This window comes from Lysinibacillus sp. NPDC095746 (assembly GCF_044763535.1).
GTDB lineage: Bacteria > Bacillota > Bacilli > Bacillales_A > Planococcaceae > Lysinibacillus.
On sequence record NZ_JBIWGL010000017.1, the window covers coordinates 67,450 to 81,700 of the forward strand.

Consider the following 14,251-nt stretch of genomic DNA (forward strand, 5'->3'; position numbering starts at 1 on the left):
TGGTTACTCAGTCGTTGTTGTTGCTGTCGCTTCGCTTTCGCACAGATAAATTGCCACAGGACGTGACGTTCTTAGAGTGTTTGGACAACCGCTAATAGAAGTTAAAAATAGGAACGTCTATGAAATTAGCGTATAATAGAGTCTGCGACAAATTGAAATAATAGAATTGAAGTAATTGTCTTCAAACAAGATAGGAGCGGAATTTGTCTTGTGGACGGGGGATAAACGCCTTTTACTAATAGGTTTAATGATAATCATGCTGCTACTTTCGGGTTGCCATTCGTTTTCGCAGCAGGAAATACAAAACAAAGGATTAACTGTGTTAACGGTAGAGTTTAATAGTGGTGCGCCCATACCTAACCTGTATATTACTGCTACAGATGTAGAGTCAGGTGAGGTAGTAGAGGATGCGGTTGGCTCTGAAGAGGGTGAAGCACTATTTTCGAAACTAATAGCGGGGCGGAAATATGCTATAGCTGCAACTACGCTTGAAAATAGTACGAAAAATGATGGCTATACGACAATTGAAAATTTAACATATGATGCGACAAAGCCGTATTATCGATTGGAGACACATTTTTCAAGGGACGAGCAAGAGCTGGATGTACCAGTTGTTATGCAAAAACCTGAACTACCACATGGCTGTGAAATAACATCATTAACGGCTGTATTAAATTATTATGGGCTAGACGTTACGAAGCTGGAAATGGCTGATAACTATTTACCAAAGCAAAAAATTAGAACTATAGACGGACAACGATTTGGTCCAAATCCGGCACAGGCTTTTGCAGGAAATCCTCGTGATAAAGCACATGGTATGTATGTCTTTGCAGCTCCGATTGTCAAAGCCGCAGAGGCAATAATAGCAGATAAACAGGCAAACTTACAGGTGACAAATAAGAGTGGTGCCTCGCAGGACGAAATTTTACAGCTTGTTCGGGAGGGAGTCCCTGTTGTAACTTGGGTTACATTAGATTTATCAGAGCCCCAAAGAAAGCTAGCTAAGGGCTGGATCTATGAAGGTGAAAAAGTGCCGCATGCCGCGTATATGAACTTGCATGCTGTTGTTTTAACCGGACATTTAGGCGATAAAGTTGTTGTTATGGACCCATTAAAAGGCTTTGTCACTTATAATGTGGATCAGTTTTTTAAAAGCTATAAAGAGTTAGGTGAACAAGCTGTAGCCGTTCATAAATGATTCAAAGAAGAGTTATAAGGCGTACAAGGAAAGTATGTTACACTTGTAAAAAAGGCTTGTTACTGGGGATGCCCCCACGTTATGTGAGAGCCTAATAAAAGCTAAAGTGAGTTGAGTAGAATGGCCATTGAGCACGCTTTTTTACCGGTTTTATTAGGAGATGAAATGAATGCTTACGGCATGGCAAGAGCATTTTACGAGTCCTATGGCGTTAAACCACTTGCATTAAATCATACGAATATGGAGAAAATACAGCAGAGTGATTTATTAATATTTCGTGAAGTTCCAAGACTCCATATTGAAGAACGTTTTGTCATTGCGTTAAAGGCAATTGCAGAGGAATTTGCAGGTAAAAAATTGCTGTTATTAGCCTGCGATGAATTTTACGTAAAAAAAATCGTACAACATAAAGCGGAGCTAGCAGAGTATTTTGTAATTCCTTATGTGGATGCAAACCTTGCAAACGAGCTATTAACACGTGAGAGCATGTATGAACTTTGTGCGAAGTTCGGCTTTCACTATCCGGCAATGCATGTTTGCACCGTCAATGATTACGAGGAATTTGTCATCCCTTTTGAATTCCCAGTTGTCATTAAACCTTTGAATATGACAAAGTATGCTACATGTATTTTTCCAGGCAAGAAAAAAGTGTATATTGCCAAAGATAACGACGAAAAGGATGCTATTTTCCATGCCATTTATAAGGAATCGGCATACCGAGATGATTTAATGGTACAGCAATATATTCCTGGCGAAGATGCTCATATGTACGTCGTAAATGCTTATGTTGGGCAAGATAGTAAGGTACAGCTATTATCTGTAGGTAACCCAATTTTAGAGGAGCATTCCCCAGAGGGGATTGGTCGCTATGTAGCCATCATGACAGCATACGATAAAGACTTAATGGACCGCGTAAAACTGTTTCTAGAGGAAATGCAATTCCAAGGCTTTGCCACGTTTGATATGAAGTACGATGAACGTGACGGTCAATATAAGTTATTAAGTATTGAATTACATAATGAACTTTCAAATTATTATGTGACAGCAAGTGGCTATAATTTAATGCAATATGTTGCGGATGATTTTATCCGCGGAAGTAAAAAACAGCTAACATATGTTCAGAACAAGCATCTTTGGACAATTGTGCCGAACGGTGTCCTCTTTAAATATGTACAAAATGAACAGCTTGTAATTGAAGCGAAAAGTCTTATTCGCCAAGGGATGGCTACGGATTCCATCTTTAATTATAAGGATATGAATGCGAAGCGTTGGTTAAATATAACGCTAGATAATTTAAGCTTTTATCGCCAATATAAGAAATATTTTAACAACAAAGGTCTGTCGAACTAATGAAAAAACAAACTTTAGGTATAATTGGTGGCGTTGGTCCACTAGCAACGATGTTTATCGGTGAAATGATTGTAAGACGTACGAAGGCAACGAAAGATCAGGAGCATTTACATACAATCATTGATAATGATACGAATATTCCTGATCGTACAGCCTTTATTTTAGATAGTACTAAAGAAAATCCCGTACCAGTGATAGTCGCAGATGCTAAAAAGCTTGCTTCTGTTGGAGCAAATGTGATTGCTATTCCATGTAATACGGCACATACCTTTTACGATGAGATAGTTGAAGGTTCTCCAGTTCCCGTCTTACATATGATAAGGGAAACAGCAAAGCGCGCTTCTGACTTAGGGGCAGAGCGTGTAGGGATTTTAGCGACAACGGGTACATTAACCTCACGCATGTATCAAGATGCGTTAGAGGAATTTGGTATAACACCTGTTGTTCCAGACGATGTGATGAAAGAGAAAGTCATGTCTATTATTTACGATTATGTAAAGGCTGGAAAAGATGTCTCTTGGGAGGATTGGCAGCCGATAGAAGAAGCAATGCTTGCACTAAATTGTGATCGTATTGTATTAGGATGTACTGAATTATCCATCGTCAATCGAGATTTAAAACTAAGTGACAAATATATCGACTCATTAATCGTTTTAGCAGAACGTGCTATATTAGCATGTGGCTATGAAATTGTAGATTAACAAGCGTATTAATCAAATAAAATCTGCACACTTTTCGCAGGTAAGTTGTAAACCTTCAAAAAATCTCAAGTTTATAAAGTGCTTGAAGGCTGGCAAATCCCGTGATGAGTCGTGCAGATTTTTTTATCTGTAGGGAGATTAAGAAAGCCCCATTTTTGAAACGATTATACAAAGGTTTACGTACATATGAAGTAGGAAAATGATTAGTGTGTTAAACTAGTGTCAAGCAGATAGAAGGTGGGAAATTACATGTCAGTAATAAATTTATTAAATGAAGATTTACAAGCAAAATGGAAATTTGAAGAGCCGATGAAAATTCAAGAGGAAATGATTCCAGCAATGCTTGAGGGCAAAGATATTGTTGCCGAGTCGCCGACAGGGTCGGGGAAGACTTTAGCTTATGTACTTCCTTTATTAAATAAAGTAAACGGTTCAAAAAAACAAACACAAGGACTTATCGTAGCGCCATCACAGGAGCTAGCAATGCAAATTGTAGAGGTTATCCGCGAATGGACAGCAGGTTCTGATATTACGGTTCAACAACTAATTGGTGGTGCGAACTCTGCACGTCAAATAGAAAAGTTAAAGAAAAAACCGACGATCGTTGTAGGTACACCTGGCCGATTAAATGAATTAGCGCGTGCTGGAAAACTAAAGTTAAAAGAAATTGAAACAGTTATTTTAGACGAGTGCGATCAGTTACTAAGTCGTGAATATCGTGTTGTCGTAAAATCTTTTATCGAAGGGTCAGCATATGGGCGACAAGTAGTTGTTGTTTCAGCAACAATTACGGAGGAAATTGAATTAGTGGCTAGTCGTATGATGTTTGAGCCAGTACGCTTTAAAATTAAACCTGAGGATATGTTAAAGGTTGGTAAAGTTGTACACTCTTTCGTGAAAGTAGAGGAACGAGATAAAACTGATTTCCTACGTCGACTATCACATACAGAAGGATTACGTGCACTTGCTTTCGTCAACAATATCGATCAATTGCTAATGAAAGAAACGAAATTACAATATCGTTCGGCACCGATTGTGACATTACATTCTGACATGAAGAAAGAAGAACGTAAAAAGGCGTTAGATGCATTCCGTAAAGGTGACGCGCGTATTTTAATCGCTACAGATATTGCTGCACGCGGTTTAGATATTGAAGGTTTAACACATGTTATTCATGTTGATGTACCGAGAACAATTGAGCAGTATTTGCATCGTTCTGGACGTACAGGTCGTGCTGGAGCAGATGGTGAAGTATTAACGTTATTATCTTATCGTGATGAGAAAACGTACAAAAAATGGACAAGAGAAATTTCTGCGAAACCTGTACAGAAAATATGGCATGAAGGCAAGCTAGTGGAGGGTAATTCAAAAACAATTGGACAGAAGCGAGGTAAATAATATGACGTTTGAAGAAAAATTACAAGCATATGCAGAACTTGCGGTAAAAGTCGGTGTCAATATTCAACCTGGGCAATACTTATTAGTTAATACATCTGTGGATGCCTTAGATTTCGCCCGTTTAGTCGTAAAAGAGGCTTATAAAGCTGGTGCAGGACGTGTTCATGTTAATTTTTCAGATGATGAAATGGATCGTGCTTACTTTGAGCATGCTTCAGAAGAAGAATTTAATCGTTTCCCAGAATGGGTAGTTAAAATGCGTGATGAGGTAATCGAACGTAAAGGGGCATTCTTATTGATTGATGCTGCAGACCCTGATAAATTAGCAGGTATTTCAGCAGAGCGGCTTGCTACTCATCAAAAGGTATCGGGAGCTGCTCTGAAAAACTATCGTAACGCCGTAATGAAAGATTTAATAGCTTGGTCAATCGTTGCTGTCCCTTCACCAAAGTGGGCATCGAAGGTATTCCCAAACTTAGCGGCTAAGGAACAAGTACCAGCATTATGGGATGCTATTTTTAAAACTGTTCGTATCGGTGAAGGCAATGCTGTGGAAAAATGGCGTGAACATGTAACAAATTTAGAATCTCGCGCGGCCCTACTGAACAATAAAAAATATGCGAAACTTCACTATACAGCACCAGGTACTGACTTAACAATTGCCTTAGCGCCACAGCATAAATGGCTTACTGGGGGTAGTAAAACGCCGGATGATACTATCTTTATTGCTAATATGCCGACAGAAGAGGTTTATACGTTACCAATGAAACAAGGTGTAAATGGCTATGTCAGCAATACAAAACCATTAGTTTATCAAGGGAATATTATCGATGGCTTTAAACTAACGTTTGAAGAAGGAAAAATTGTTAAGGCTGAAGCACAGGAAGGCCATGATTTATTACAGGAGCTTATTAATGTAGATGAAGGCTCTTGCTATTTAGGTGAGGTAGCACTTGTACCGCATGAATCACCAATTTCAGCATCGGGAATTTTATATTTTAATACATTATTCGATGAAAATGCATCGAACCATTTAGCAATTGGTGAAGCTTACCCAACTTGCTTAGAGGGTGGAAGAGATTTAGAAAAGGGTCAGCTTGAAGCGCTAGGTGCCAATATTTCAGTAACACATGAGGACTTTATGATTGGCAGCGGTGAGATGGACATAGACGGTATTTTACCAGATGGAACTGTAGAGCCGATTTTCCGTAAAGGTAGCTGGGCATTTTAAGCTCTTGAAAGGAGTTGGGCAGATGAAACAATTACTAAGCATAATGAGTACAGCAATATTCACGATGGTATTTGGTGTTTCATCTGCTTTTGCTCAGACTGAAAACTACCTATCAATCGGAGATTCCTTGGCGGCTGGTCAAACACCTTACCAACAAATTGATACAGGCTACAGTGATTTAATTGCGATGAAGTTAGGAATGTCTGGGCAATTGAGCTTCTATACAAAGGAGCTCGCTTTCCCAGGCTTTACAACAACTGATGTCTTGAAACGAGTACAATCAGAAGAAGCAAGTGACTTACTAGCTAATGCAACACTTATTACTGTTTCGGCAGGTGCCAACGATTTACTGCGTCTAGTGCAGGTCAATCCAACTGCCGGTACGTTAGCTTTTGCACAGCTACAAACGGATTATTCATTAAACATTGCCAGAAAAAACATGGCGGAGATTTTAGAAGAGTTAAAAGTACGAGCACCTAAAGCAAAGGTCTATGTAATGGGCTATTATTTTGCTTATCCAAACGCTCATGCTACGCAAAAAGAAGGGACAAATGCACAGCTTGTAAAGCTAAATACGATTTTACAGCAACAGGCAGAGCATGCTGGAGCAGCTTATGTAAACGTCTATAATGCTTTTGGGATAAACGCTACAAAGTTTTTACCCAATATCTCTGACGTCCATCCAAATTTTGAAGGCTATCGCCAAATGGCAAATGCTTTTTTACATGAATATAGCGGAAATAAAGCACTAGCCATTTCTTCAAACGAATTGCCAAAGCCGAACCCTATGTCATTCGAGCACATTTTAGAACAACTAGCAAAGGCAGAGCAGAAACAAAAAGCAAAAGAGCAAGAAAATGAAAAGCCAAAACCTACTGCGCGTGCCATTCAAGGTTTTACAGGATACGCTGCTTTTATGGAGAAGGTAAGAGCAACACGTTTTAATCATAACTATTTGTAACAGGGCATCGACAGTGATGCTCTTTTTTATGTTAAATATTTATAAAATTATAAGCGACGGAAAGAATAGTCGGGCGACGGAAAGAATAGTCGGGCGACGGAAAGAACTGAAGCGACGGAAAGAATCCCCAAAGTGACGGAAAGAATCGCCGAATCGATGGAAGGAACCCCTCAGGGCGACGGATAGCCCGCTCCCTTAGTTCCCCACGTTATGATGAGGAACCTTTATCAAACTAATAAAAGGAAAAACAATCAATCCATCAGCCGTGATAAAATAAAAAAAACAGGAGGCGCAAAGAATGAAAATATTTCATACAGCAGATTGGCATTTAGGAAAGCTTGTACAAGGCGTCTATATGACGGAGGATCAACATTATATTTTACAGCAATTTATGCTAGAAATTGATGAGGAAAAACCGGATGTTATCGTTATAGCAGGTGATTTATATGACCGTTCGATGCCTCCTATTGAGGCAGTGAATTTACTAAATGATATTTTGGCGGAAATTGTACTTGATAAAAAAATCCCTGTGTTAGCGGTTGCGGGGAACCATGATAGTGCAGGTCGATTGAACTTTGGCAGTAGTTTAATGAGTGATAGTGGATTACATATTAAAGGCCAATTTACGAAAGATCATGCGCCGATCGTTCTCCATGATGAGTATGGTGAAGTACATTTTCACCTTGTACCATATGCAGAGCCGGCTTCAGTACGGACTATTCTAGAGGATGATTCCATTCGATCTCATCAAGAGGCGATGGAAAAAATTATCGACCATATTGGACAAAGTTTAGATCCAACAAAACGTAATGTTTTTGTAGGACATGCCTTTGTGACGAAGTATGGGGAAGAGGAAGCGAACACGAGTGATTCTGAGCGGCCTTTATCAATCGGAGGCTCGGATTGCATAAATGCAGCGTTGTTTAAGCCTTTTCATTACACAGCACTTGGCCATTTGCATAAAGCACATTTTGTGTTGAATGAAACGATTCGCTATGCCGGTTCTCCTTTGAAGTACTCATTATCTGAGCACTTACATGAGAAGGGCTTTTTAATAGTGGAGCTAGATGCACAAGGGGAAGTCACTGTCACAAAACGTAAGTTTATAGCGAGACGGGATTTACGTGTGGTAGAGGGCTTAATGGATGATTTATTACAATTACCACCTAGTGATGATTATGTATTTGTACGTTTAACAGATGCTACGTCAGTAACTTCGCCGATGGAACGTATCCGTACGGTGTTTCCTCATGCGATGCATGTTGAGCGCAAAGTAGCACGCCAAGACGTATCACATGAAATTCAGACGGTTGAGACAGAGAAAATAGAAGACATCGATTTATTCCGATCATTTTTTACAGATATAATTGGCGTACAGCCAGATCAAGATACCGAACGTCTATTTACAGAGATGCTACAAGAATTATTAGATGAGGAGCGGGAGACAGTAAAATGAAGCCTTTAAAGTTAACGATTACTGCATTCGGTCCATATAAAAATACAGAGGTTATTGATTTTCAACAGCTTGGTGAACATCGTCTATTTGCGATTTCCGGAAAAACAGGCGCAGGGAAAACGACGATTTTTGATGCGATATGCTATGCACTTTACGGATCGGGTAGCGGTGAAGATCGTCAGGATACTGCTATGCTTCGAAGCGGGTTTGCGGATGATGATGTGTATACTGCAGTGGAGCTCGTTTTTGAAATGCATGATAGAGTCTATCAAATTTTACGTCAGCCTGGTCATATTAAAGCAACGAATAAAAGTGTCACTGGCAGGAAAATTGAACTGGCTGAAATCAAAGGAAACACGCTTGATTATAATATTGTAGAAAAGCAGCAAACGCTTGAGGTAGATAAAAAGCTACAGGATATAATCGGCCTCACAAAGGATCAGTTTAGTCAAATTGTTATGCTACCACAAGGTGAATTTCGCAAGCTGTTAACCTCAGATTCTACAAATAAAGAAGTTATTTTACGCAAAATTTTTAAAACAGATCGCTTTGGTGCGATGACAAAAAGACTTGATGCGAAACGAAAAGAGGCGGAAAGTGATTTACTGCATGCTCAACAATTAAAGGAACATCTTCTTGGCCAAATTGCAGGTGCTTTACCACAGCGTTCGTCATCTTTATTTACTTGCATTACTAATAATACTGACAATATGCATCAGCTGAAGAAGGCTCTAGAAGAGGAGCAAACCTATTATACGGAATGTATACAATTGGAACTGCAACGCTATAAAGAGGCTTATGCGCATCATCAAAAAGAGCAGGAATTTTACAGCAGAGCGAAAACATTGAATGAGCAATTTGATGAGCAAACTAATCGTCAAAATCGCCTACAAGCATTGCTACAAGAACAAGATATATATAGCGCAAAAGAACGCGAAATTGCATTAGCAGAAAAAGCAGAGCGTCTTGTCATACTTGAGCAACAATGTATCGATTTACGTGCTGAGCAAAATCGTAAAGAACAATCCTATCAGCAAGCAATGACAGAGCAGAAAAATGCAGAAGCTCAGTTAAAAATAGCGCAGGAAAAGTTTAACGTTGAAGAGGCGAAAGAACCTGAGCGTCAACAAGTTTTACAACAGGAATTACAGCTACAGGCATTATTACCGACGTTCGAGACGTATGAGAATAATCTGCAGCAGCTGCAAATAGCTGAACAATATGTTGCAACAGCCAAGCTAGCAGTAGACGATAATAGTAAAATCGTAGAAACAGAACAAATGCAAGTTCAGCAGTTAACAAAAACAATTGAACAATATGAAAAACAACTTAAGCCATATGAAAGTTATTTAGAACAGCTACCTAAGTTAAAAGAGCAAGTATCATTACTAGCGCAAGTTGAAAAATACACGAGAGCAGTTGCAACGGTGGAGCAGGATGTAGCCACTGCTAATAGCCATTATCAAGAAAGTAAGCAGGCTCTTCAAAAACTGGAGCAACAATGGATTGCGAGTCAGGCAAGTATTTTAGCACAGCAACTCAAGGACGGAGAGCCTTGTCCAGTGTGTGGTAGTACAACACACCTCGAAACACATCGTGAGCTATTAGAGATGATTGAATTAGCAGAGGTGGAGGCTTTACGAGGAAAGGCTAGTACTGATGAGCGCAAGTTTTTAGAGAAAGAAGCTGTATTGAATTCTACAAAGCATCTTCTACAAGAGGCGCTAGAACAGTTAGAGACGAATGCGATTAATCAATCGAATCAAGCACAAATTGTAGCTTCGTTGCAAAACGTAGAGCAACAAATAACAATCTTAAAAGTAGTGAGCCATCAATTATCTGATGTACGTATGCAACAAAAGGATCATCGTACGCGAATGGAGCAGCTACAAGAAAAGCAAATAAAACTTGAGCAATATTTAGTTGAGAAGACGAAGGAATTGACGAAACAACAAGCAATTGTGGAAGAGCAGCAAAAGCATATTCCAGAAAATCTTACGACGCTACAAGCATTGCAACAGGCCATCGCTCATATAGGATCACAAAAGCTTGCATTACAAACTGCGTGGAATAGTAGCCAGCAAAGTTTGCAATCTGCCAAGGAAGCCGCAAATAATGCTAGAATGACCGCAGAAATAGCGAAACAGGCTTTTGAGGAATTAAAGCTGAAAATGGATGAAAAGCGCGAGCAATTTTCAGTGAGTATGAAGGAAGCAGGCTTTGAAAGCTATGATGAATTTGCTGCTGGGAAGCGTAGCGCGTTGCAAATAGAAGCTTTACGGAAATCTTGCCATGAATATGCACTACAAATCCACACATTACAAGTACAAATTACTGAGGGAGAGAAGCATCTTAAAGGGCAAGAGAAGCAAGATTTAACGACCATGGAAGAAAAGTTAGAGATGCTTCGTGTCACATATGAGGAAGCTTTTAAAGTATTGCAACAAATGGAAGGATTTGCGAAGGCTTGTGCAAACTTTATCAAAAAGGCTGAGGAGACCGAACAGGAGATTCATTTACTTGAGAAAGAAGCGGGGCGAGTAAAGGAGCTCTATGCAATGTTAAATGGACAGAATGTGAAAAAGCTGTCTTTTGAGCGTTATATTCAAATCAATTATTTAGATAAAATTACAGAGGCGGCAAATGTTCGACTTTATCATTTATCCAACGGTCAATTTGAGCTACGACGTTCAGATCGTTTAGAAAAGCATGCCAAGCAAAGTGGGCTAGGACTCGATGTGTATGATGCTTATACAGATCAATTACGAGATGTCAAAACATTATCAGGGGGAGAAAAGTTTAATGCGTCTTTAAGTCTTGCCCTTGGGATGGCAGATGTCATTCAAAGCTTTCAAGGTAATATCCGTATTGAAACGATGTTTATTGATGAGGGCTTCGGTTCTCTCGATGAAGAAGCATTAAATAAGGCGATTGATACGCTTATTGATTTACAAGATTCCGGACGGATGATTGGAGTCATTTCTCATGTTGCGGAGTTAAAAGCTACAATGCCTGCAGTGTTGCATGTTGAAAAAGCAATGAACGGTCATAGTCAAACATATTTTGAAGTGAAATAACAAAGAGGCGTATTTCTATTTGTTGGAAATACGCCTTGTTGTTATTTTTTTTTAGTTACGTTAGGATTTGTTCCTTTTTTTGCAGCGATTACTTTTTTGACAATGGGGATAACGATAGGTGCTAATTTTACAGCGGTTTTAACAACTTTAGATACTTTCACAAAATAACAGCTCCTTAAGTACTATGTGTTCAAGGAGAGGTTAAGATGAAACTTATCGGACCACCCGAACAGCTTGAATAATATTCCAAATAACGACTCCTAATGAAACGAGAATATAAATTGCGAATGAAACAAACCAAATGATAAGAAAATTATTACTATCTGAATTTAGATCAAAATTAGTGTTGAATGATAAAGTTGAGAAAATAAAGACAGCAAAGAAAATTATACCGAATGCGACTGGGATTAAATGTGATATTAGTGCTCGAATAGAGTGCCTCTTTACGTCGCTATCTTTTGTCACAAAGTAAACAACTAATGGCACAATAAAGGGTGCAAATAAAATACTCAGATAACTAAAGGCAGATAATATTTTTTGGTTCTCCATAGTAGTACCTCCTTTTTTAATATTTACGCATGAAAAACGTTAAAGTTTCAAAAAAATGTGGAAGAGGTTGTAATCATAACAGTGTTTGCGTACAATGGGATTGTTCAATTAAATAAAGATGTACGACCACAAGGGGAGCTGATGATGTCAGCTGAGACTGGGCACGTAATGCCTTGACTCTTCGAACCTGTAAGTTAACACTTGCGTAGGGATTGTGGATAGAAACCGACACTTTTACGATGTGAGGCTCTGTCCTGGCATCGTTTTTTATCTTTTTAATGCCGGATAGGGACATATTTGCCAATTGATTGATTTCTATTCCTGCTCTTGTATCCTACATCGGAACAAAGGAGAGAATATTTATGGACAATAAAAAACTGTTAATGCTTGTGGAGATTGCAATATTCGCAGCGATTGGCCTTGTGCTCGATCAGGTTTCCTTTAAAGTATGGGCACAAGGCGGCTCTGTTAGTCTAGTGATGGTACCAATAATTTTAATAGCATTCCGCTGGGGCCTTATTCCAGGCATGACAACCGGTTTACTCATTGGTGTAATGCAAACAATGTTTGGTGCTACAATTGTGCATTGGCTACAAGGAACACTTGATTATGGTGTTGCCTTTACAGTAGTGGGCTTAGCGGCCGTTGTACGTCGACCGGTGCTTGAGGCTGCAAAAAATTTAAACAAAAAGAAAATGGCGCTTTATATTATTTTAGGAACTGTATTAGCAGGTTTTTTACGCTATGCAGTACATACCATTGGTGGCGCTGTATTTTTCGCAGAGTATGCAGGCGATCAAAATGCGTGGATTTATTCAATCATCTATAATGGAACATATATGCTACCAGCAACGATTTTAACAGCGATTGTCGGTGTTCTGCTATTTACGGCAGCACCTCAATTAATGCAACGAAAATCATAATGATTATGCCCTTCACATGAGTGAAGGGTTTTTGTTTTGGCTGTTTTCGAACGATTGTTGCTATTCAACGAACGGGCAGGATAGTTTAACAAGAAAATGTTGTAAAATAAAGTGAGAAACTGAAGACTTAGGAGATGTGTTAATTTGGCTTATATTCACGAGTTTGGAATAGTTGAATGTATTGAAAAAAATAAAGAGTATGTTAGTTATGAACCTGAAAAATATAATTGCATAGGTGTAGATGGGGACCTTTTTGATGAACTTATGTCTAAGGATTTTGGTGAAAAAATGAATCATCTGGAAACATTCGCACATAACACAAATAGACCTTATAAAAGCCTCGCCTATTTTGGAATAACATTGATACCGTCGAGTTCTCATAAACAATTTTTAAATATGGTTAGTGAAGCAAACGATGAGTACAAATCAGAAGAACTTGAAGAATTGATGAAAAAAATAGCTGAAGCAATAAAAGAAGATAGTTGGTTGATTCATTATGGTGTTTAATTTTGTCAATACATATATGTAAGATTAGAGGTGATTGTTCGATTAGAGCAATCGCTTCTTGTGCTAACGGGGCAGTTTAGTGCAACAAGGAGTACCTTTAAAATTATGGGGATTTACAACGCTAAGTTAAGAAATGTGACCAAACGACGCTTTGGGAACTAATATTATACTTCAAAGTGTTTCGTGATAATAAGTTGTTTAATTCATAATTTTAATTTGAAATTACAATGTATTAAGTTATTCCGCAAACGGGCCATCTAATTGCTTATGGCTTGTTGATTTAACAAGTGAAATCGTCTAATAATTTTATTGAGTCTGGAGGTGTATGAATTGAAAAAAGGAATATTTATTATTCTGTTCGTTTGTATATTGAGTGCATGCACTCAGCAAGGGAATAAAAATAATAGTTCTTTGGAACAACAAGAAGGCATTATTGTGGATATAAAAGAAAATCAAAATGGGTGGAACCAAATATTAGTTGTATCAAATGTTAGTGAAGGAGATATTTCCAACAAAAAAGCTGATGAATTAATAAAAATGGCTCAAGAAAAAGATGGAGCATATTATGGCTTTGAACCTGGTAAATACGAAGAATTAGAAGTGGGAACCCACGTAATTGTATATTGGGACGGGAGCCAACTAGATTCTAATCCCCCTCAACGTGGATTAGAAAAGGTAGAAATAATATCAAAATAACTAAAAAATTATATAATGATTCTTCAGAATATCTTAGTTCATTAAAGATTTATAAAGTATGCCAAACAAATCTAAATAACGTTCCCAAATGAAAGTTTGGAGACGAACTCAACGGCCACTAATGTTGTTAAATCAACGTTCGTGGCTTTTCTTATGAACATTGTTTATGCGTTGGTTTATGCACTTTTGTTAAAAGTCAGTCAT

The 14,251-nt window shown here is 38.5% G+C and carries 12 protein-coding genes and 1 riboswitch; of the genes, 11 read left to right on the top strand and 1 reads right to left on the bottom strand.

Annotated elements, in window-relative coordinates:
* Positions 1–208 precede the first annotated feature (208 nt).
* The 8 genes from ACIQ7N_RS13960 to ACIQ7N_RS13995 all read left to right on the top strand — a co-directional run bounded on the left by ACIQ7N_RS13960 (position 209) and on the right by ACIQ7N_RS13995 (position 11,372).
* Positions 209–1,198 carry a C39 family peptidase gene (locus ACIQ7N_RS13960; protein WP_402932992.1) on the top strand — a complete coding sequence of 330 codons (990 nt, stop codon included), beginning with the start codon at positions 209–211 and terminating at the stop codon, positions 1,196–1,198.
* Positions 1,199–1,318: 120 nt separating this feature from the next.
* Positions 1,319–2,548, top strand: coding sequence for a carboxylate--amine ligase (locus ACIQ7N_RS13965; RefSeq protein WP_402932995.1), 1,230 nt, complete (start codon positions 1,319–1,321; stop codon positions 2,546–2,548).
* On the top strand, positions 2,548–3,249 hold the full coding sequence (gene cuyB / locus ACIQ7N_RS13970) for a cysteate racemase (protein WP_132363400.1): 702 nt from the start codon (positions 2,548–2,550) through the stop codon (positions 3,247–3,249). The genes ACIQ7N_RS13965 and cuyB overlap by 1 nt, the downstream gene beginning before the upstream one ends.
* Before the next feature lie 249 nt (positions 3,250–3,498).
* Entirely contained in the window at positions 3,499–4,647 is a 1,149-nt protein-coding gene (locus ACIQ7N_RS13975; protein ID WP_142510132.1) for a DEAD/DEAH box helicase, read from the top strand.
* Position 4,648: 1 nt separating this feature from the next.
* Positions 4,649–5,878 carry an aminopeptidase gene (locus ACIQ7N_RS13980; RefSeq protein WP_402932999.1) on the top strand — a complete coding sequence of 410 codons (1,230 nt, stop codon included), beginning with the start codon at positions 4,649–4,651 and terminating at the stop codon, positions 5,876–5,878.
* A gap of 22 nt (positions 5,879–5,900) precedes the next feature.
* On the top strand, positions 5,901–6,839 hold the full coding sequence (locus ACIQ7N_RS13985; RefSeq protein WP_402933001.1) for an SGNH/GDSL hydrolase family protein: 939 nt from the start codon (positions 5,901–5,903) through the stop codon (positions 6,837–6,839).
* A 298-nt stretch (positions 6,840–7,137) separates the two neighbouring features.
* Positions 7,138–8,295, top strand: a complete 1,158-nt coding sequence (locus ACIQ7N_RS13990) for an exonuclease SbcCD subunit D (protein ID WP_402933004.1) — start codon at positions 7,138–7,140, stop codon at positions 8,293–8,295.
* Positions 8,292–11,372 (top strand): AAA family ATPase, encoded by a 3,081-nt coding sequence (locus ACIQ7N_RS13995; RefSeq protein WP_402933007.1) that lies wholly within the window; start codon positions 8,292–8,294, stop codon positions 11,370–11,372. The genes ACIQ7N_RS13990 and ACIQ7N_RS13995 overlap by 4 nt, the downstream gene beginning before the upstream one ends.
* Before the next feature lie 213 nt (positions 11,373–11,585).
* Here ACIQ7N_RS13995 and ACIQ7N_RS14000 read toward each other — a convergent pair whose 3' ends face one another.
* Positions 11,586–11,921: a magnetosome magnetite crystal formation protein family gene (locus ACIQ7N_RS14000; RefSeq protein WP_248717176.1), complete on the bottom strand. Its 336-nt coding sequence runs from the start codon at positions 11,919–11,921 to the stop codon at positions 11,586–11,588.
* Positions 11,922–12,042: 121 nt separating this feature from the next.
* Positions 12,043–12,151, top strand: a riboswitch (TPP riboswitch).
* Positions 12,152–12,283: 132 nt separating this feature from the next.
* On the opposite strand from ACIQ7N_RS14000, the gene thiT reads away from it, so the two are divergent.
* From thiT to ACIQ7N_RS14015, 3 genes are all read left to right on the top strand, one after another.
* The gene (gene thiT / locus ACIQ7N_RS14005) at positions 12,284–12,844 is read left to right on the top strand and encodes an energy-coupled thiamine transporter ThiT (RefSeq protein WP_402933010.1); all 561 of its coding nucleotides are present in this window, start codon (positions 12,284–12,286) and stop codon (positions 12,842–12,844) included.
* A gap of 144 nt (positions 12,845–12,988) precedes the next feature.
* Positions 12,989–13,351: a hypothetical protein gene (locus tag ACIQ7N_RS14010; RefSeq protein ID WP_402933013.1), complete on the top strand. Its 363-nt coding sequence runs from the start codon at positions 12,989–12,991 to the stop codon at positions 13,349–13,351.
* 330 nt (positions 13,352–13,681) lie between these two features.
* Positions 13,682–14,047, top strand: coding sequence for a DUF3221 domain-containing protein (locus tag ACIQ7N_RS14015; RefSeq protein WP_402933015.1), 366 nt, complete (start codon positions 13,682–13,684; stop codon positions 14,045–14,047).
* Positions 14,048–14,251 lie beyond the last annotated feature (204 nt).